Genomic DNA, 21,311 nt, shown 5'->3' on the forward strand with positions numbered 1-21,311 from the left:
TCTGCATGCGTTACGTCGTTCTTGATACTGAAACCACCGGCCTCGAAGCCCACCTGGGGCATCGCGTCATCGAAATCGGCTGTGTCGAAGTGGTCAACCGCCGCGTCACCCGCCGCAATTTCCACACGTACCTGAATCCCGACCGTGACATCGACGCAGGCGCATTCAACGTCCACGGCTTGTCACGCGAATTCCTGTCCGAACACCCGCGTTTCGAAGACAAGGTCAAGGAACTGCTGGATTTCGTGCGTGGCTCCACGCTGATCATCCACAACGCCGAATTCGACTTGCGCTTTCTCAACGCAGAATTCGCGCGCCTGAAGCTCGGCGAATTCCGCACGCATTGCCACGACGTGATCGACTCGCTGCGCCAGGCGCGCGACATGCATCCAGGCAAGCGCAACTCGCTGGACGCCTTGTGCGATCGCTACGACATTTCCAACAAGCACCGTACCTTGCACGGCGCATTGCTTGACTCGGAATTGTTGGCGGAAGTCTGGCTGGCGATGACGCGCGGGCAGGAAAGCCTGGTGATCGATGCCGGTAATGAGACTGTCTCAGAGAGCCAGGAACTGCACCTGGAAGAAGTCGACGTCAGCCATCTTCCCGTGCTGATGGCCGATGAGACCGAGATGGCCGCACACCAGGGCTATCTGGCGGCCTTGGACAAGGCGGCGAAAAAACCTTGTGTGTGGCGTCAGTGGGAAGGCGAGACAAACGCTGCATGACTGTGCTATAGTCTTTTTCTCGGCGGCGCACAAAACAACGCGACGCTAGAAACAGCAAGAAACCACTTGGGTGGTTAGCTCAGCGGTAGAGCACTGCCTTCACACGGCAGGGGTCACAGGTTCAATCCCTGTACCACCCACCAGATTCGCGGGAAACCGCAAGCAAAAAGGCCCTCAGACAATAGTCGAGGGCCTTTTTGCTTTGTGGATTTTTTTGTTGGTGCTTTCACTTTGGCATTCTTGGTTTTTGCCAGCGTGCTGGTTGTCTGCCTTTTGCGACCTTCGGCCAGTCGGCTTGGTTGCACTCCCGTGTCGAACCGTCACTTTTAGGTCAGGAGCGCGGTCACCGTGCTGCGCTGATCACCCTCGCCTGACACCGCCCGTAGACCCGAAATATTGCGAGCCGGCGCTGCGTCATAAGCCGCGCTCAAATGCCAGTTTTTCTCATTTACCTCGATGAGACACCTTACTTGGCTATTTGTCGTTGTGTGAGGGCGACAATGCCGCAAAACGGCGCTGTACGGGGCTTTGTCCGGGGCGACAGGTTGGTGATGCAGCCATTGCCTCAAACCTGAGTAACCACGCCGTATGCCGAAATCCGGATTTCTTTAGCACTGTTACATTTTCAAAAAAAGCCGTCCAGCAACATTTTTTGCACAGGAATTAAGAACATCCGAGAAGATTTTTTTCTTTAAATACATTTTGAAATGGTTGGCGATGCCCTTATCCACGGGTTTTTACCAACTGTCTGCCGCCGGGTGGTCCGGTGCCGGTCGATCTGTATTTGATGAGACGTTCTCCGATGTTGAGCAATCGAGGCGGTGATACCGCAGCCCTGTTTTTCACCCCGACACGAACCAGCTCGCAGAAGCTTGGCTGGTTGGTCACCGGTCTGCTGGGTCTGGCGAGTGCGCAGTTTGCATCGGGTGCCTTCGCCCAAGGAATTCCGCCTGCGATCCAGCAGATCGAGCGGATTCAGCAAGAGCAACAAGAGCGCACCCAGCGCCAGTTCGACCTTGACCGTGAAAGCGCACGTCCGCCGAGCAATCTGCAGCCGGTCGCCCCGGCGCAGCCGCAACGTCAGCGTCCGCCTTCGGTTTGCCGCGACATCGCTGAAATCTCGCTGGAGGGCGCACTGTCGATCTCGCCGGGTACGCAGCGCGAACTGACTTCTCCGTACGCCGGTCAATGCCTGGACGCGGGCAAGATCGAGTTGCTGATGGGCACGGTCACTGCCTGGTACATCAACGAAGGCATGATCGCAGCGCGCGTTTATCTCGGCCCGCAAGACCTTTCCACCGGTCGTCTGACGCTCACCGTCGAAGAAGGCAAGCTGGAAAAGATCCGTGTCGACGACAAGGACAGCGACAGCATTTCCACCCGCACCGCCTTCCCCGGCATGCTCGGCCAGCCGCTGAACCTGCGCGACGTCGAACAAGGTCTGGACCAGATCAACCGCCTGCTGTCCAACGACGCACGCATGTCCATCGAGCCGGGCAGCGAAGCCGGCGCAAGCGTGCTGGTCATTGCCAACGAGCCGAAGAAGCGCTGGCGCGTCAACTTGTCCGCCGACAACACCGGCTCGGCCAGCACTGGCCCGCTGCAAGGCTCCGTGGGCCTGTCTTTTGACAACCTGCTGGGTCTGAACGACTCGATCAGCTTCACCGACCGACGCACTCTGGATCGCAAAAGCAATACGCGCGATTCGGTCTCGGACAGCCTGAGCTACGTCATTCCCTACGGCTACAACACCTTCAGCGTCGGCTTCAGCAAGTCCAGCTACAAGACGATGTTCAGCCTGCCCGGTGGCACCCGTCTGACCTCGGACGGCGATTCGACCACCGCGTTCGTGCGCGCAGACCGCGTGGTGTTCCGCAACCGCGATCACCTGCTGACCCTGTCCGGCACACTGACCCACAAAGACTCCAAGAACTACCTGGAAAAGCAGTACCTCGATGTCAGCAGCCGCCAGCTCACCGTTGGCGACCTGGACTTGTCGCTGCGCAGCGCTGCCTTCGGTGGCGTGGCTTTCCTGGGTGCGGGCTGGTCGCAAGGCCTGAACGCATTTGGCGCGTTGGATGACGCAAGCGGCCTGCCCGATACCGCGCCCCGCGCGCAGTTCGGCAAGGCACGCGTCTCGGCATCGTGGATGCGTTCCTTCCCGATCGCCCCTGGCCACAGCATCGACCTGAGCACCTCGTTCTCGGGCCAATACTCGCGCGACGTGTTGTACGGCTCCGAGCAACTGCTGCTGGGCAGCGTCTACACCGTGCGCGGTTTCTCGCGCTACAGCCTGTCGAACGACAACGGCTACTTCATCCGCAATGACATCGGTCTGCGCAACGCCTTCTCGCTCGGTGGTTACTCCGGTGACTGGCGTGTGTATGCCGGCCTGGACGGCGGCTACGTGCGCGGTCATCGCGGCGACGGCGACTCCGGCTCGCTGGCCGGCGCTGCGCTGGGCGTATCGGTCAAGCTTGGCTCGGCCATGCTCGATACCTACGTCATGAATGCCGTGCATCGCCCCAGCTGGATGCCCAAGGAAGGCGCTCGCGTACAAGCCTCGCTTTCCTTCTCTTTCTGACGTGTCCCTGACCTCGTCAATCCGACTACTTCTTGCGTGTGCTGAATCATGAATCGCATCTACCGTCATGTCTGGAACAAGGCCCAGGGCCGCTACATCGTCGCAGCTGAAACCGCATCCTCCGGACGCGGCAGCAGCCGCGCGGCAGTGAGCGCAGGCGCTGTCTTCAGCGCCATGCTCACCGTGCTCTGCTTCAACAGCGCCTACGCGCAGACAATCGTTGCGCCAGGTGGCAACACTGTCGTCTACCGCGCGGCCAACGGCGTCCAGATCATCAACATCGAGGCTGCCAACCAGGCAGGCCTGTCGCACAACCGCTATACCAACTACAACGTCGAGCAGACCGGCACGGTGCTCAACAACGGCAACAACAGCCAGCTGTCGCGCAACTCGCAGCTTGCCGGCCAGGTGTTGAACAACCCCAACCTGAGCGCCGAAGCACGGGTCATCCTGAACGAAGTGGTGGCACCGAACCGCAGCTCGTTGCGCGGCTTCACCGAAGTGGTGGGCAGCCGCGCCGACGTGGTGCTGGCCAACCCCTGGGGCATCACCTGCGCGGGTTGCGGCTTCATCAACACCGACCGCGCCGTGCTCAGCACCGGCACCCCGCAGTTCGGCCCCAGCGGCAACCTGACGGAATTCCGCACCATCGGCGGCGACATCCTGATCGAAGGTGCCGGCCTGGATGCAACCAGCACGCGCGCCATCGACCTGGTGGCCCGCAGCATTCGTGTTGACGGACAGATCAACGCTGCCGATCTCGGCATTACCGTTGGTGCCAGCCAGTGGAATTACGAGAACCGCAACAGCCAGGTCGTCGATGTCGACGGCAAGCCGCTGTACGCGCTCGATTCCTCGCGCCTGGGCGGCATGTACGCCAATCGCATTGCCATCGTGGCAACCGAATACGGCGTTGGTGTACGCATGCGCGGCGACATCGCCGCCAGCGCCGATGATTTCTCGATGGACGCCAACGGCCGCGTCGAGATCGAAAGCCGCCTGTCGGCTGCACGTGACCTGCGCCTGCGCCAATGGGGCCCGCAAGCCGCCGACGCGTTCCAGGTCAGCGGCAGCGAAGCCAGCCTGACGGCCGGCAAGGACATGCATATCATGGCCGCGGGTGGCTTGGTGCTGACCGATGCCACGATCAAGGCCGAAGGCAATATGCTGATCACGGCTCAGCAACTCGACGACCGTGCCGGTTCGCAGGCAAACGGCGCACGCGCAGCCACCGGTGAACTCAAGCTCGAGGTCGCCGATACTGCCTCGCTCAACAACACTAGCTGGTCGTCGCAACAGAACCTGGACATCAAGGCCGCTTCGCTCGTCGTTGGTGCCGATGGTGCCACACTGGCTGCTGGTGCAAACACTGCCGCCGCCAACCGCGTGCTGGCTGTTGTGGCCACTACGGGTGATATCGACCTTAGCGGTGCCAACGTAGCAGGCGCGCATGACGTGCGCATCGCGGCCGAACAAGGTGCGGTGCGCGTCGGCACTGGTGGCGCACAAGCGGTGGCAGCAGGGCAAGACCTGAGCGTTGTCGCCGCAACCGAACTGAACAATCGCGGCACCATCGGTGCCACGCGTGATGTCAGCATTTCCGCAAGCGACGCTGCCAAGACGCTGGCTGTGGTCAACCGCGGCACCATCCAGTCCGAAGGCAAGACCACGATCACCGGTACTGCCGGTGCTCGCAACCTGACCCTGGACAACCAGGCCGGTGCGGGCATTGCCACCAAGGGCAACCTGTCGGTGATGGGCACGCAGGTCAGCAACGCGGGCGTGATCCAGTCCGGCGACGCCTTGGCGTTGAATGTCTCCGGCGAGCTGAGCAATGCCGCTAGCGGTCAGATCCTGGGCCAAGGCCTGGGCAGCGTCGTCAACCTCGACGGCGCATCGTTGGACAACGCGGGTGTCGTTCAGTCCAGGGGGGCGCTCACCGTCAAGACCAGTGGTGCAGTAACCCAAGTCACCACCGGCGCGATCCAGACGTTGGGCACCGACCAGGCTGGCAGCGGCTGGGCGCTTGTCCTCGATACCGGCTCGCTCAATAACATGGGCATGGTCAGCGGCGGTGGCGAACTTACCGCGCAGTCAGCCAGCACAATCGAGAACACCGGCACTATCCAGTCCAAGGGCGCAACGGCCTTGTCGGCCACCACCACGCTCAACCAGACCAACGCTGGCAACATCCTGTCCGAGGCTGCTGCGTCGGTGAAGGCTGCCACGATTGCCAACGCAGGTGCCATCCAGTCCAAGGGCGTACTGTCGCTGACGGCCACGAAGCAATTTACGCAGACCGGCACCACGCTGTCCGATGCTGCCGCGACGGTCACCACCGACCTGCTGGATAACGAAGGCACCATCCAATCCAAGGGTGCCATGGCCTTGTCGGCCACGACAAAGCTCAACCAGACCAACACTGGCAAGATACTGTCGGATGATGGCATTGTCATCACCACGGCAGCGCTGGACAACTCGGGTCGCATTCAGGCTGGCAAGAGCCTGTCCGTTGGCACCGCCACCGTGCGCACTCAGCTGGACAACCGCAAGGACGGCGTGATGAGCGCCGACTCGCTGGACGCCTGGGTCACCAACTTCGTCAACGCAGGCACGGTGCAAGCTAATGCAGGTGCGTTGATCGACGCAAGCAACCAGATCACGAATACGCAAGGCGCTACGCTGACCACGGGTCTGACGGGCAATAGCGGTGGCGTGCTGAATGCCGGCGGCACCGTTTCCAATGCAGGTACGATCAACACGGCGGGTCAGTTGTCGGTGTACGCCGAAGACATGACCAATCTCGGCGCTGTGTCGGTCAATAACGCCCTGTCCATCAACGCGCGTGAAAAACTGGTGAATACCGGCAGCCTGCGTAGCGATGCGCAGATCAATTTGCTTGCCACCAACGCCAACAACACCGGAGACATTGTCGGTGCGGCCGCCCTGTCCATGACGGTGGCTGAAGCCATCGCCAACTCGGGCACATTGCATGGCGGCACCAACACGCTCAAGTCGCGTACCTTATCCAATCAAGGCGACGTCAAAGCAGTAAGCACGCTGGATGTCGTCGCTACCGATGCGTTGGGCAACACCGGCAAGGTGCTCAGCGACGGCAGTATCAACGTGCGCACCGCCAGCCTGACCAACGCTGCCAGCGGCAAGGTCGTGGCGGGCACCACCCTGACAGGCAATTCCGTGTCGGGCGTGATGACGCTGCAGAACGCCGGCACGCTGCAATCGGGCACCGACATGGCGCTGGGTGGCGCGACGCAACGTGTGGCGCTGGCCAACCAGGCCAACGGCAAGATCATGTCCGGCGGTGACTTCACCGTCTATGGCACAGACATCACCAACGCAGCTGGCGCGCGCATGCAGTGGATGAAAGATGGCTTGGTCGATGCCACTTCGCTGAGCAATCAGGCTGTCAACTCGGTGATCGTCGGCAGCTTGGGCGATGGCGGTGGCGATACCTTTGACAGCGTTTATCGTCTCAGCGGCAGCGCCTATAACAATGGCGCCATTCACTCGGGCGGAAACCTCACGCTGACCGCCGCGACCTACCAGAACACGGCGACGTCGGGTCTTTCCGCGCTGAACGATCTGAGTGTGACGGCAACTGCCGCCAGCAACGGTGGCATGGCGGCCTTGCGCAACGAGGGTGCGTTCTACGCCGGTCGCAACATGACGCTGGTTGCAGATGCAGGCACGGTCGCCAATTTCGGTGAGTCGTCCACGATGGACGCCGAGGGCGACATCACGGTCAAGGCTCGCGACATCGCCAACTATGGTGCCGTTCGTGCCACCAACATCACGATGAACGCAAGCAACAGCTTCATCAATCAGCTTGCTACCGAGCTGCCCGAGATCGTGCTCGACTGGGACAACGAGGATCCCGGAGCTGTCAGGACCATAAAGACTCGCAATACCAACTGCGGAATCTGGCCCGCCGATGACGTGTGCGACGAACTGCATGTCAGAGAACAGACCACGCTGGTTAACCAGAAGTTCTCCAACACCACGATGGAGGAATTCAAGAATCGCACCAAAGCGCAGATTCTTGCTACCAAGGACCTGAAGATTACGTTTGGCGCTGGCGGCGGCAAGAACATTGGTGCGTTGCTTTCTGCGGACAAGATTGCAATCTCTGGCTCGGGTAACTTCTCAAATGAGGACTACCATCTCGACACAGTGGAATTCACGCGGCGCTGGACTGGTTTCAAGCATAACCCTGTGTTTTCTTCGGCTTGGTGGGTCTGGTATACGCCTGACACGGCGGCGAAGTTCGCCGACATTCCCCATTCTGATGACGATCACCCGGTGTTCGGGGGGGCAGGCGACTGGGCCGTGGTCGGCAATGAGGCCGCTGCACGCGCCGGTTCCTATCGCCGTGAAGGCGACCATACCTTCCTGGGTGCGACTGGCGCAGGTGTGTTCGCCAATACTCTGACCATCGCTGTGAGTGGGAGTGTCACCAATCGCGGCGGCACCGCTGCCATCAAGGTTGATTCCGCGAAGAGTGTCACGACGAAGACCACTAGTGAAACCGGCACCAGCTCGGTCATCGGCCTTGTCGGCGGTGTAGGTGCAATCGGCTCCATCAGTGGCGTGGGAGCAATCACGGGTGCCAGCAGCGTTGGTATCAAGAATCCGACCGCAGCGGCCGGCCTGACGCTCAACGGCATCGTGATCAAGTTGCCGTCCAATCCAAATGGGTACTTCGTACCCTCGAAAAACTCGGGCACGAAGTACCTGGTCGAAACCAATCCCTTGTTCCAGGTACCGTCGTCCTTCTTGGGTTCGGACTACTTGGCAGAGCAGTTGGGCTTCGATCCTGAGGTCACGCAAAAGCGTCTTGGCGATTCGAATTACGAGGCTTACCTGATTCGCCAGCAGTTGATCGGCCAGATCGGCAATAACCTGCTCAATCAGAAGGAAAGCGAAGCCGCACAGATGCAGCGGATGATGGATAACGCCGTCACCAATGCAAAGGGTCTGGGCCTGACTTACGGCAAAGCGCCTACCCCTGAACAGCTTGCCAATCTGAAAGAAGACATGGTCTGGATGGTCGAAACCGAGGTCGATGGCCAGAAGGTCCTGGCCCCGGTCGTCTATCTGTCCAAAGCAACCCTGGATGCCGTCGAAATCGGCACTACGATGGTCGCATCCGACACGACCATCAAGGCTGATACGGTCACCAACGAAGGCGCGAAGCTGGGCGGCTCCAACACCTTGGCGGTCACGGCTCGCGGCGACATCACGAACACCAGCGGCACGATCACCGGTGGCAATGTGAATCTGAAGTCGACCGAAGGCAGCATCGTCAATCAGACGGCTGCACGTACGTTCGCAGACGATTACACGGGTGGCACCGATATCGGCAAGACCGCAGGCATCGTCGCCACCGGAACGCTTGGTCTGGATGCAGCGAAGGATGTAAAGGTCATTGGCGCCAATATCGATGCAAAGGATGCAACGATTGCCGCAGGCGGCAACATCACTGTCGATACCATCGTCGATACCAATACTCAGTCGAGCGCGTCGCGAAGCGGCGGGTTCCTGGTGGGCAACACGATCACCAACTCGACGAGCAGCACCTCGACCAACATCGGTTCGAACCTGAACATTGGGGGCAACCTGACCTTGAAGTCTGGCGGCGATACCACCATCGCAGGCAGTGACGTGAAGGTCGGCGGCAATCTTGCTGCCGACACGGGTGGCGATTTCAACGTGTTGGCACGTCAGGACACCGCAAGCTCTCGCACAGAAACGTCTACGTCCGGCTTGGGTGTCGGCGGTGGCCTGTACGGCACGTCCACGACCACTACCAACAACTTCAAGGGCACCAATTCGGGTTCCAGCCTGACCGTCGGCGGCAACGCCAACATCAAGTCAGAAGGCACGATGACCGTGCAGGGGTCGGATGTGAATGTGGGTGGCAATGCCGCTGTGGACGCCAAGAAGGGCATCGCCATTCTTGACGGTCTGGACGAAGAACGCACCAGCACCCGCACCGAGACCACTACCTTCATGAAGGTGGGTGGCAACTCCGCCGCTGAAGCCACTGCCAGCGCCGCCAGCAAGGCCGGTTCCGGCAGCAAGGCGGCTGCTGAAGCCAGCGCCGAGGCAAGCGGCAGCCTGAAGCTGGCCGAAACCACGGTCACCAACACCTTGAACGGCAGCAAGACCAGCGTCGCCTCGACCTTCAACGTGGGCGGTTCGCTCGACATGAAGACCGATGGCACGCTGACCGTGCAGGGGTCGGACGTGAAGGCGGGCGGTGACCTGTCCATCGACGCGAAGACTGTCAATGTGCTGGCGGGTCGCAACGAAACCTACGCCAGCGCCGACTCCAAGTCGGACTCGATCGGCTTCTACGGCGAGGCCAGTGCAAAGGCTGGCGCAAACGCGGGTGCCATGGGTGCCAACGCCAGTGCCAGTGCCAGCGCCGAGGCGGAAAGCACGCTTACCGTGGGTGCACGCACCGAGAGCGCAAGCTTCTCCGAAGGCAGCACGACCAATCGCGGTTCGACGCTGTCGGGTGGTGGCAACGTGACCATCAAGGCCAAGGACGACGCAACCTTCGTGGGGGCTACCGTCACAGCAGGCAACGACTTGTCGGTGCAGGCTACCAACATCAAGTCGATGGCTGCGCAGGACACGACCTACTCGACGGAATCGACGGGCATAAAAACCGCGGGCCTTTACCTGAGCGCGGGTGCAGAAGCCAGTGCCAACGCCAATGCAGGTGGTGCGTCTGCCAATGCAAGCGCCGAGGCCAGCGCGGGCCTGCGTTATGCACAAAGCGATGCAAGCTCCAGCAGCGGCTCGGTCACGCAGCAGACCAGTTCGTTCACGGCTGGCGGCAATGTGAACCGCAACGCGACTGGCACGATCACCGACCAGGGCACGCAGATCACGGCGGGTGGCAACATCAACCAGACCGCCAACGAGATCCGCGAAGTTGCTGCGAACAATTCCAGCTGGGAAAGCAGCAATGCTTCCAACCTGGATGCGCGTATCGGTGTCTATGCCGGTGCCGAAGCCGGCGCGGACTCGCGCACAGGTCAGACGGCCAAGGATGCATCGGTCGGCGTCAAGGCCTCGGTTGCGGGCGGCACGGAATCGGAATCTTCGTCCAGTTCGACGGCAGTCACCTCGCGTTATCAGGCAGGCGGCAACATCAACTCGACCTCGACCAACGGCACCACGCTGATCGGTACGCAGTTCGAGTCGGGCGGCAATGTCAATATCAATGCCGGCTCGCTGGACTACCAGGCTGCGCGCGATACGACCTCGTCTTCCTCCAACTCGCTGTCGGGCTCGGCTGAAGTCAAGGTCGGCATCCTGGGCTCGGCAGGTGTGAACGGCTCGGTCGACGTCGAAGGCGGCACGGCATCTTCGTCGTCCAGCACGGCACGCGCTGGCGGCATCAATGCAGGTGGCACGATCAATGTCAACACGGGTGGAAACGCGACCTTTGAAGGCACGAACCTGAACGCTGGCAAGGGTGTGAACGTGGGGGCGGGCGGTGACGTGACCTTCAACGCGGCCACCAGCACCTCGCAGAACTCGTCGATCAGTGGCAGTCTGTCGCTGTCCGGCGGTTCGTCGGGCTCGGGCGCAGGCAAGTCGAGCGAAGGTGCTGTGGGAGCATCGCTGGAAGCCTCGAAGGGGGCAAGCACCACCGCCGTCGGCAGCAACATCTCTGCCGGTTCGGGTGGCGTGAACATCAGCGGTGGCAAGAACGTGAACCTGGAAGGCACGCAAGTGCAGACCACGGGCGCAACGACCGTCTCGGCTGGCGGCACAGTCAACATGACCGAAGCCAAGAGCAGCGAGTACCAGGTTGGCGTTGGCGTGACCGTCGGCGGCGGTAGCAGCAGCGAGGATGGCAAGTCCAAGGGTAGCGGTGGGTTCGGGGTTGGTATCGAGGCTGGTGGTTCGTCCAGCAGCCAGGGTGTCAACATCCAGTCCGGTGGCGGTACGCGCGTCATCAATAATGCGCCGGCATCATCGGTTATTGCTCCCGCTGCACCGGCTGCCGTAGCACCGGCTGTGGTCGCCCCTGCATCTACAGGTGCGTCGCTCCAGGTGGCACCCACCTCGTCGGGTGGTCGTCAAGTTGCGCCGAGCGTGAGCCGGAATTCGGCTTCTGCGCAGGGTGGCATCGTCGCCGCGCCGTCGGTGGCCGCACCGGCTACCAACGTCGCCATCGTCCCGGCACCTGCTGCAGGCATCCAGGCAGCGCCGTCGGGTGGCATCGCAGTGGCTCCGGCTGTCATCTCGGCTCCTGCACCAACGGGTATCCAGGCAGCACCGTCGGGTGGCATCGCAGTGGCTCCGGCTGTCATCTCGGCTCCTGCACCAACGGGTATCCAGGCAGCACCGTCGGGTGGCATCGCAGTGGCTCCGGCTGTCATCTCGGCTCCTGCACCAACGGGTATCCAGGCAGCACCGTCGGGTGGCATCGCAGTGGCCCCGGCTGTTGTCTCAGCACCCGCCCCAACGGGCATCCAGGCAGCACCGTCGGGTGGCATCGCAGTGGCTCCGGCTGTCATCTCGGCTCCTGCACCAACGGGTATCCAGGCAGCGCCGTCGGGTGGCATCGCAGTGGCTCCGGCTGTCATCTCGGCTCCTGCACCAACGGGTATCCAGGCAGCGCCGTCGGGTGGCATCGCAGTGGCTCCGGCTGTTGTCTCGGCACCCGCACCAACGGGTATCCAGGTAGCCCCGTCGGGTGGCATCGCAGTGCCTCCGGCAGTGATCCCGTCCGCACCGCGCTAAGTTCAGGGGCGGCCACGTTGGCCGCCTCGCTTGGCCGCAAGCTCGTGTACGAAAAAAATGCCCATCGCAAGATGGGCATTATTTTTTTCATTCAGGCCAGACGAAAACGCTTGCCGGACGAAACGCGCGGCTATTTGCCGAACCAATCACTCAACAGCGCATTGACGGCTTCAGCGCGTTCGTATTGCGCCCAGTGGCCAGCACCAGCCACGACTTCCCAATGTCGATCCGGCCCGGCCGCGCACAAGGCAGGCGCGACATCTTCCGGCACGGCAGTCACATCGAATTCCCCCCATATCAGCAGCACCGGGTGTCGGCACTGCGCCAGCACTGGCAGCAGACGTCCAGACGTGGACAGGGGCTTGCTGCGAAAGCGTGCGCTCAATACCGCCTGCCGGTACAAGGCCAGCGACAAGTCATCGATGCTTGCTGCGTGATGCACCATCAGGCTTTGCATGTTGTTGCGCAGCGCAGCTTCTTCAGTCGCAGGATCATCGGGATGACGCCAGCTCAGCATGCGCCCGCGCTCTCGTCGCGCGCCGCCATGGCCCGCGGTACCGATCAAGGCCATGCGTCGAATATGTTGGCGCTGGGCGGCAAGCGTGGTTGCCACCAGGCCACCGAATGAAAACCCGATCAGGTCGATGTCGGCATCTGGTCCGAACAGCACGTTCATCGACGCCCGCAACGCGATCACGATGTCATCTAGCGATCCGGCATCGGCGGTTGAGTCGCCATAGCCCGGCATGTCCGGTATCCACAGCTGATGCCGAGCTGCCAGCGCATCCAGATTGCGAACCCAGTGGCCCCAATCGCCATGACCGCCATGCAACATGATCAATGGCGGGCCATTGCCCAATGTGCGCCAGTGCACAACCCCTTGGTGCACCGGAATGCGATGGTGAGAAAACCGCTGGTTCAGCGTGGAAATGATGTTGTCGATGTCGTGCGTGACAGCGGGAGCGAGGAATTCAGTCATGCATGGAGCTTATTCGAGACAGGCAAGAATCTGTGCTTGTAACAGCACACGGGAAGCAGCTTTTCGAGGGCGTTGTCAGATTTACGCACGCTTGCGCCGAAGCTTCGCTGAGGGATGAAAAAAGTACATGCACCGCTTGAAATCCGGCGGTTCCCTTGTAGCGTGGATATGGCACTGGGTGTGGGACACGGGCCGGAACACTCCCATACATTTCCTTGCAGTCGCTCCGTGGCGCAGGGGTAATGTTCATCCAACGCCAACGCGTTCAACGGCTCGGAAGTTGTGTCGCACCGTTGTCACCCTTGCCACATCCGGCCGTCGTTCCCACGGAGAAAAACATCATGAAGAAAATCAATCTCGTTAAGCACGCTATCGGTGCTGTTGCCCTTGCTACCGCCTTCGGCGCTATCGCTCAAACCGCTACCGCACCGCGTCCCGGCGTGGGCAATGCCGACGTGAGCACCCCGACGCAACAAGCCTCTGGCGCAGATGCCAAGCGCGTGGTCGATGATTCCGTGATCACCACCCGCGTCAAGGCAAAGTACGCCGTTGACGAAACCGTCAAGGCTACCAAGGTCAAGGTCGACACCAAGCACGGCATCGTGACCCTGAGCGGCAACGCTGCCTCGAAGGCTGAAGCTGACCGTGCCGTGATGATGGCACGTGAAACCGACGGCGTGAGCTCGGTTGTGAACAACATCCGTATCGGTCGCTAAACCAATACACCGGCGCACGGCCTTCGGGCCGTGACGCGGGGGAGGATTCGTCATGCTGCGTTACGCCGCTATATTTCTCGTCATTGCGCTGATTGCCGCATTATTCGGCTTTGGTGGCATTGCCGCTGGCGCTGCAGAAATCGCCAAAATTCTGTTCTTCATCTTCCTGGTGATCTTCGTGATCACGCTGGTTGTCGGCCTCTTCAGGCGATAGATGAAGGCAGGCAGGGCTGTTGCGTGGGGGCGCAGCAGCCGTGCAGGAATCTGCGTTCCTGCATATCTTTAAACCGTCGATTGCAGGAGCTTCAATGAGCGTACCTAATCCGACCTATCCCGTCCCTCCGATGAATGACCCGATGCCTGGTCCGGTCGGAGACCCAATCGGTGATCCTGGTATACCGCCTTTTCCTGGCAATCCGCCGGGAACGCCGGATTCCCCGGGGCAGCCCGATCCGACACCGCCACAGCCGGAAGGCGATCCGCTGATTCCACCGAGTCCGCCGCCGGTCAAGCATTGAAAGAAGCGCCCGACAGGGCGTTTTTTTTCGCCTGGACAATATTGCTCAGGCACCAGTGGGTATGTCGCTTGCTGTAGGAGTTCAGCCCGTTTTGTCACCTCACCGGAGGGCTTATGGCCACCACCAAAGACGATCCGACAGGACCGCGCGTTACGCACCAGCAAGATAACCAGGGCAAACCTGATCCGCGTCTGCCTCATGAGCGCGACCAGTCGCACGACGACGTGGGTCATGAGCCCCGTGAAGTCATGAAGCAAGCCCAGAAAGACATCGAAAGCGGTCAGGTCGACACTGATCTGCACGGCATGCGTGGCGTGGAAGAAGCGCATCGAGACAAAGGGCCACGGGACAAGGCACAGCGTTAGCCAGCATTGCCTGCGCACCTGGCTGTTGTTCTGGTCAGCCCGCAATTTCTACATGCACATTTACACGCACACGCTGATTGCAGAGGTAATTTATGCTGAGTTGGGCCGCTATCTTCTTTGTCGTTGCCATCGTGGCGGCCATCTTCGGATTCGGTGGCATCGCAACCAGCGCGATGGGCATCGCCAAGATTCTGTTCTTTATCTTCCTGGTCTTGTTCGTTCTCAGCCTGCTAGTGGGTATTTTCCGCAGATAACACGCCTGGCAGCGCATTTCGTCCCCCCCACGCGGTCGCGCATCGCCGTTTCTTCAGGACGCCCCCATGTCATCCCTGCTTTTTTCTGACCTCGCGTCGCGGGCGTCTGTTGACGGTGCCGACGCGCCGCGCGAATTGTTCAGCAAGCCTGCCTCCCGGCTGGGGGACGAACGAAGCGCATTGCGCAACGGCTTGCTGGCAGCCGAGGCAAGCATCGACCCCAAGTACTTCTACGATGCGCAAGGATGTGTGCTTTTCAGCGCCATCTGTGAACTTGCCGAGTACTACCCCACACGGCTCGAACGTCACATCTTCGACACCTACCGTGAAGACATTCAGGCCTGTCTCCCTTCCAATCTTCAATGGATCGATCTGGGCTGCGGTGACTGCCTGAAATCGCAGCGCTGGCTGTCTACCTTGCCCGCGCAACGGTATGTCGGCATCGACATCGCCGAGGAGTGGTTGCAGCAATCGGTAGACGTGTTGCGCAACCGTTTTCCCGCGATCGACTGCATGGCGGTGACGGCTGACTTCACCCGCGATCTGTCCTTGCAGGAAGCGCTTGGTGATGTCGATGACTTGCCACCCGTGTTCTTCTATCCAGGATCGTCGATCGGCAACTTTGCCCGGCCGCGTGCAATTTCCTTGCTGGCGTCGATTCGCCGCCATCTGGGTGAGCACGGAAGACTGCTGATCAGCGTAGACCTGCGCAAAGACCCGCAGGTCATGGAAGCAGCCTATGACGATGCCATTGGTGTGACCGCTGCGTTCAACAAGAACATCTTGCGCGCAGCCAATCGTGAACTGGGCAGCGATTTTCATCCCGAGCATTTCGAGCATCGCGCCATTTTTGACGACGCGGCCAGCCGCATCGAAATGCAGTTGATCGCCAGGCACAAACACGATGTGGATCTGGGTGAAGGTGCCCGTCGCCAATTCCAGGCCGGCGAGATCATCGTCACCGAGCATTCATACAAATACACGCCAGAGCACTTTGGCGACTTGCTTGCCGGCGCAGGGTTGTCGGTGGACCGCATGTGGACCGATGAGCGGGGTTGGTTCGGCGTCTTTCTGGCACGCGCATGAACAGCGCCAGGCTCGCCCCCGCAGATGAGGCAATCGTGTCTGTCGTTCCTGTCGGCGTACAGGAGACATTACATCAACCCGATGCCGTCATCAGCCCGCGCCAGATCGATCTTGCCCAACGCGTACGTGCAACCCGCGAGGCCACGCTGGCCTTGTTGGCCGGGCTGTCGCCGGAAGATTGCCAGGTGCAATCCATGCCTGACGCCAGCCCCATGAAATGGCATCTGGGACACGTTGGCTGGTTCTTCGAGACTTTTGTGCTCGAACCTAATCTGCCTGGGTTCCGCAGCCTCTATCCCGATTTCCGTGAGCTGTTCAATTCCTATTACGTTGGCATCGGACCGCGCACACCACGTGCGCAACGCGGGTTGCTCACACGACCCAGCTTTGATGAGGTGGAGCGTTATCAGGCAGATGTGCTGGACCGTGTTCTGGCCCTGATGCGCGAAGCTCCGCTGGGGGAGTCCTTGCTGGACACCATTGAGCTGGGCATCAATCACGAACAGCAGCACCAGGAACTGATCCTGACCGATCTGAAGCACCATTTTTCGTGCAATCAGACCTTGCCCGTCTATCGTCCAAAGTCACCGTCAGCATCTTCCGCCTGGCCAATCGGTGGCCTGTCTTATCGCTACGATGCTCACCCGGAAGGCCTGCGCGTGCTTGGTCACAATGGGACCGGTTTTGCGTTCGATAACGAAAGTCCCGCGCATCGTGTGTGGCTGGACGCTTTCGAGATCGGAACCCGGCCTGTGCTCAATGGCGAGTACCTGGCGTTCATGCGTGATGGTGGTTATGCACGACCTGAGTTCTGGCTGGCCGAAGGCTGGGACACCCGAGTGCGTGAAGGGTGGCGAGCACCTTTGTATTGGCAAGACATCGATACTGCCGCACCGCGTTACTTCAGCTTGTCCGGGCTGCGTGATCTGGACCCCTTCGAGCCGGTCTGCCATGTCAGCTATTTTGAAGCGGATGCCTACGCACGGTGGGCGGGTGCCAGATTGCCTACCGAAGCGGAGTGGGAAGCGGCAGCATTGACGCTTGCGCCTGAGCAGATCGGGCAGGGCGGTTTTGTCGAAGCAGGCCATTTTCATCCAGAGCCGATCAACCCAGACGAGAAACGCCGTATCGACGGAGCCGTGTGGGAATGGACCCTGAGCGCCTATCTGCCGTATCCCGGCTTCGCGCAAGCCGACGGCGCGGTGGGCGAATACAACGGCAAATTCATGGTGAACCAGATGGTGCTGCGTGGGGGATCATGCGCCACGCCGCGCAGTCATTATCGCCACAGCTATCGCAACTTCTTCCCGACTTCTGCTCGCTGGCAATTCTCGGGCATTCGTTTGGCACGCGGCTGCTGACGCAAGCTCGCGAGCACAAAAAAACCGACGAGAAATTCGTCGGCTTTTTTTACAGCGCCTTTTCGACAGACGCTGTGCTGATACTTAGCGTGAACGCACCTGGATGTCGTTGCGCACTTCCTTCACACCGTCGACGCTGCGGGTCACTTGCACGGCGCGGTTAATCAAGGCCTGGCTTTCAGCAAAGCCGCTCAGTTGTACGGTGTTGCGGAAGGTCGCAACCTGAATTTCTGCAGCCTTTACCTGCGGATCGTTGATCAGCGCAAGTTTTACACGTGCGGTCACGGCGGCGTCGTCGGTGTATTCGCCGGTGCTGCGCTGGGTCGCGGTACTGGCGCATGCGCCCAGCACCATCGCGAACATGGCAACGGAAACAATCTTGAGCAGCTGTTTGAACATGGTTAACTCCTGGTCGAAACCAAAGCGGGATAAGGAAAACAACTTCTTCACATCGGTTTGAAGTACCGATGCTCAAAGGGGATGCTGCTGGACCGGATTGGATCCGCCACAGATCAGGCTGGACTGCCTTGAGCAATTGCCATGCCCATGCTCAGGCAAAAACCGCCTTGGGAATGTGCTTTGCTTGAGCCACGCGCTTGCGTCACCACCGCTGCACTCGACTCCCCAGGCCAGAACTCCATGCATCGTCCGTCTGCACCATTGCGTGCGCCTATTTCGTCACTCTGTGGCACCCTGATCAGCGCGGAATCGCGACTTCTTTCTTCTGGAGCTGCCCGATCATGAATGCGCGAAAACTGCTGTCCGAAGCACGCGCTTTCTGCGTTGCCGTGCGTGATGCAGCGTATGGCTGGATTGACGATCGATGCCCGACCATGGCGGCGTCGGTTGCTTTCTACACGGCGTTTTCATTGGCTCCCACGCTGATCATCGTGATCGCAGTTGCTGGGGCGTTCTTCGGTGAAGATGCCGTGCGCGGGCAACTGTTCGCGCAGATTCAAGGCATTGTGGGTGCAGAAGGGGCCGCTGCCATTCAGGCGATGGTGGCCAATGCGTGGACCGCGCGAGGCACGGCGCTGATTCCGATCGTCTCGATCCTTGTCACTGCGATTGGCGCGACCGCTACCTTTGCAGAACTGAACTCGGCACTCAATACCATCTGGCGTTATCAAGGCCCTCCCGATCAGCCGGTCTGGAAGGGCTTGGTCCGTGTCCGCCTGATTTCTTTCGCATTGGTGGTTGGCGTGGCTTTCCTGTTGATCGCGCTGTTGGTGGTCGATGCTGCCTTGGCGTTCATCGGCGAGTACCTGCTGAGCAGCGGCAGCACGACGGCAATCCTGCTCGACTGGTCACGTCGGCTGGTATCGCTTGCATTGTTGGGAAGCGCATTTGCCGTTTTGCTGAAGGTGCTGCCTTCGGCACGCGTACGCTGGCGCGACATTGCACTGGGTGCCATCACCGCCGCCATTCTGTTTGCGGGTGGCAAGCGCCTGTTCGGCCTGTACCTGTCTACCGCAGGCACCGCCAATACTTTCGGTGCAGCGGGTGCACTGGCCGTGGTGCTGATGTGGCTGTTCTACTCAGCCGCAGTTTTCTTGTTCGGTGCCGAACTCACTGCCATCTGGGCGCGTCGCCGAGAAGCCCTGCGTCGGGAGGCAGCAGGTCTGCCACCGGCGGCCGCGCCTAAAACACATACGCCCAACGAACTGCCGCGGCGTAGCGAGGAAGAGGCGGCGGATGGGCAGCCGCCGCAGCGAACCAAGTCTTAACGGCCGTTGGCGTTCTTGCGTGCGGGTTCCACGGTCTTCAGCAGGCCCTGGCAATCTGCATCGGTACCAGTGCCCGGCTCGATCAGTGGAATCAAGGCAGCCAAGGGGGTCACGACCAGGCCAAGCAGCGCTGCCGCGCCACCGCGTGCAGCCAACGCCTTGGCATCGACACTCGGGCTGGGTTTGCCGAAACTGCCGCGAATGTGCAGCGGTGAACGGGCAGCCAGAATGCTCTTGTCCTTCGGATGCGGACGGAAGGTGAAGTCCAAGGTTTCGTCACGGAAGTTCGCCACACCTTCGCCGTCGATCATCGTATCGACGGTATCCAGCACCAGCAGCTCACTGACCGCCACCCCGCGTTCCATGCGGAAGGTCGTGACCGCGCAGCGCAATGGCGTCGGCTTGTCGCGGCCCAGCCAGTAACCCAGGGCTTGGCCGGCATCCAGACCGACCAGTTCGACCAGCAGGTTGGAGATTTCCCCACCGGTAGATGCCAGTCCCAGATTGCCATTGGCGCTGGCCAGCAAGGCCGCCACAGAGTTACCGCGCCCTTCAAGCTTGGCGTTCACCCCGACCAAGCCACTGCTTTGCGACAGCAATTTGTTGGTCGGGAACAGGCGTGCGATGCGTGCTTTCTGCACTGCGATGTTGGCCCGCGCAGCAATCGGATTCTTGGTCGCATCCAGGCGAATCGTGCCGTCCAGCGTGCCGCCTGCGAACCCGAATCGCACAGGGGCCAGATCCATCACACCTTCGCGCAATTTCAGTGTCACCGATAGACTTTCAAAGGCAAACGGCCTGTCCATGTCGATCTTGCCCGCGTCCAGTTGCACGTCGGCATCCATGGCATTGAGCTTTTCCAGACTGAAGTCGCTGTCGGGCAGCACCTTGCCAGCCCGCCCGGTTGCTGCACGCGCCTTCTGCGCATCGGCACGTGTGTTCACACGCTGACCTTGTTTGTCCAACTGCTGGCGTACTTCCAGACCAACCAAGGGGCCCAGATCGGCAAAGTGCAATTCGCGGCTCTTGAGCTTCACATCCAGCATGGGACGTGGTTCCTGAAGCGTATAGCTTGCGTCACCTGCCATGTCAGAACGGCCAATCGTGCCGTTGATACCAAGCAGACGCCAGTTCTTCCCATCGCGTTGCAGTTGCGCGTTCAGGGCGTAGGGCGGTGATGCCGGTAGGGGCAGAGGAAGGAAAGGGTAGAGATTCGCGAGCGTTGCGCCCGACACTTTCAGCGCCGCGTCGATCTTGTCGAGTTTGACGACGTCGCCCATCGACCCTTCGAAGAACAGCTTGGTCGTGCCGGAGTTCACCGAGATCTGCATCGGTACGGTCTGGTTGGTGTTCTGCACCAGATCCATCAGACCCGCTGTACGCGCTTCGCCATTGAATTTGCCTTTCTTGTAATCACCATCGAACGCGAAGTGCACACCATAACGACCGGATGCAGATGTCGGGTCTTCCCGCTTGATGGTATTGCCGGTGATGTTGACCTTCAAGTCGAGCTTGCGATCGTCGTAATGCACGGTGGCGCGGTCCAAGGCCAACTGACGTACTTGCGGCACCGGTCGCTTCTCACCACTCGGTTCTGATTGCGCCAGGCTCCAGTTGCCTTTGCCCTCTGCATCCCGTGCAAGGTGTGCTTCTCCGCCTTCCAGGCGCAGCACCTCGATGATGACCGGCTGATTGATGACAGACATCAGCCGCACACCACCTTCCAGCTTCTCCAGCGACACTAGATCCGGTCCACCGTTCTTGTCGCCCCCGATCTTCAGGTTGGCAACCCTGATCTGCGTTACCGGCCGCAGTTTCATTCGGAAGTCGCTCATGCTCACCGGCCTGCCCAGCTTTTCACCCAGGTATCGCTCCAGCGGTCCGCGCAGGAACGCCCAGTCTGAAAACCACATGAACGCGAGGATCAGCAGAATCAGCGTAAGGAAGGACAGCAGACCGATGGCCCATGGTTTTTTTATTGACATGATCGGATGCGATGCTAGGGGCGGATCAACCGCGGCGAGGCGGCTCACGCAGGTTTCGTGCCTGCAATTGGCTCAGGCCTGAAGTTTGCTGAGGGAATCCACCACCGGGCCGTATGTACGTTGCATACGGTCGACTGGGTTCGCGATTCACCTTTTTCGGTGTGTACGCTTTACATGGTGTGCTGTTCAGCGCAGCACATGGAGCCCTAGCGGGAAGCTTG

At 60.5% G+C, this 21,311-nt stretch carries 13 protein-coding genes and 1 tRNA gene; 11 read left to right on the top strand and 3 right to left on the bottom strand.

Annotated elements, in window-relative coordinates; translation table 11 throughout:
* Positions 1-5 precede the first annotated feature (5 nt).
* From dnaQ to FXN63_RS05290, 4 genes are all read left to right on the top strand, one after another.
* On the top strand, positions 6-728 hold the full coding sequence (gene dnaQ, locus FXN63_RS05275; protein WP_148813472.1) for a DNA polymerase III subunit epsilon: 723 nt from the start codon (positions 6-8) through the stop codon (positions 726-728).
* 68 nt (positions 729-796) lie between these two features.
* Positions 797-871 (top strand) — tRNA-Val (locus FXN63_RS05280).
* A gap of 644 nt (positions 872-1,515) precedes the next feature.
* A complete protein-coding gene (locus tag FXN63_RS05285) occupies positions 1,516-3,312 on the top strand; it encodes a ShlB/FhaC/HecB family hemolysin secretion/activation protein (protein WP_148813473.1) in 1,797 nt (598 codons plus the stop codon).
* A 48-nt stretch (positions 3,313-3,360) separates the two neighbouring features.
* Complete coding sequence (locus tag FXN63_RS05290; protein WP_148813474.1) at positions 3,361-12,099, top strand: two-partner secretion domain-containing protein; 8,739 nt, start codon at positions 3,361-3,363, stop codon at positions 12,097-12,099.
* Positions 12,100-12,229: 130 nt separating this feature from the next.
* Here FXN63_RS05290 and FXN63_RS05295 read toward each other — a convergent pair whose 3' ends face one another.
* Entirely contained in the window at positions 12,230-13,078 is an 849-nt protein-coding gene (locus FXN63_RS05295; protein ID WP_148813475.1) for an alpha/beta fold hydrolase, read from the bottom strand.
* Between the two features lie 341 nt (positions 13,079-13,419).
* Here FXN63_RS05295 and FXN63_RS05300 point away from each other — a divergent pair, with 341 nt between their 5' ends.
* From FXN63_RS05300 to egtB, 6 genes are all read left to right on the top strand, one after another.
* Entirely contained in the window at positions 13,420-13,794 is a 375-nt protein-coding gene (locus FXN63_RS05300; RefSeq protein ID WP_187395115.1) for a BON domain-containing protein, read from the top strand.
* 52 nt (positions 13,795-13,846) lie between these two features.
* Positions 13,847-14,008, top strand: coding sequence for a DUF1328 domain-containing protein (locus tag FXN63_RS05305; protein WP_148813477.1), 162 nt, complete (start codon positions 13,847-13,849; stop codon positions 14,006-14,008).
* Positions 14,009-14,425: 417 nt separating this feature from the next.
* Positions 14,426-14,677 carry a hypothetical protein gene (locus FXN63_RS05315; protein WP_148813478.1) on the top strand — a complete coding sequence of 84 codons (252 nt, stop codon included), beginning with the start codon at positions 14,426-14,428 and terminating at the stop codon, positions 14,675-14,677.
* Positions 14,678-14,769: 92 nt separating this feature from the next.
* On the top strand, positions 14,770-14,931 hold the full coding sequence (locus tag FXN63_RS05320; RefSeq protein ID WP_148813479.1) for a DUF1328 domain-containing protein: 162 nt from the start codon (positions 14,770-14,772) through the stop codon (positions 14,929-14,931).
* Between the two features lie 66 nt (positions 14,932-14,997).
* Entirely contained in the window at positions 14,998-16,017 is a 1,020-nt protein-coding gene (gene egtD, locus FXN63_RS05325) for an L-histidine N(alpha)-methyltransferase (protein WP_148813480.1), read from the top strand.
* A gap of 35 nt (positions 16,018-16,052) precedes the next feature.
* On the top strand, positions 16,053-17,378 hold the full coding sequence (gene egtB, locus FXN63_RS05330) for an ergothioneine biosynthesis protein EgtB (protein WP_246165039.1): 1,326 nt from the start codon (positions 16,053-16,055) through the stop codon (positions 17,376-17,378).
* 84 nt (positions 17,379-17,462) lie between these two features.
* Here the strand turns inward: egtB and FXN63_RS05335 are convergent, their stop codons facing one another.
* A complete protein-coding gene (locus tag FXN63_RS05335; protein WP_148813482.1) occupies positions 17,463-17,777 on the bottom strand; it encodes a BON domain-containing protein in 315 nt (104 codons plus the stop codon).
* 341 nt (positions 17,778-18,118) lie between these two features.
* Here FXN63_RS05335 and FXN63_RS05340 point away from each other — a divergent pair, with 341 nt between their 5' ends.
* The gene (locus FXN63_RS05340) at positions 18,119-19,105 is read left to right on the top strand and encodes a YihY/virulence factor BrkB family protein (RefSeq protein WP_148813483.1); all 987 of its coding nucleotides are present in this window, start codon (positions 18,119-18,121) and stop codon (positions 19,103-19,105) included.
* On the opposite strand, the gene FXN63_RS05345 is transcribed toward FXN63_RS05340, so the two are convergent.
* Positions 19,102-21,090, bottom strand: coding sequence for an AsmA family protein (locus FXN63_RS05345; protein WP_148813484.1), 1,989 nt, complete (start codon positions 21,088-21,090; stop codon positions 19,102-19,104). The genes FXN63_RS05340 and FXN63_RS05345 overlap by 4 nt on opposite strands.
* Positions 21,091-21,311 lie beyond the last annotated feature (221 nt).

It is taken from the genome of Pigmentiphaga aceris (assembly GCF_008119665.1).
Classification (GTDB): Bacteria; Pseudomonadota; Gammaproteobacteria; order Burkholderiales; family Burkholderiaceae_B; genus Pigmentiphaga; species Pigmentiphaga aceris.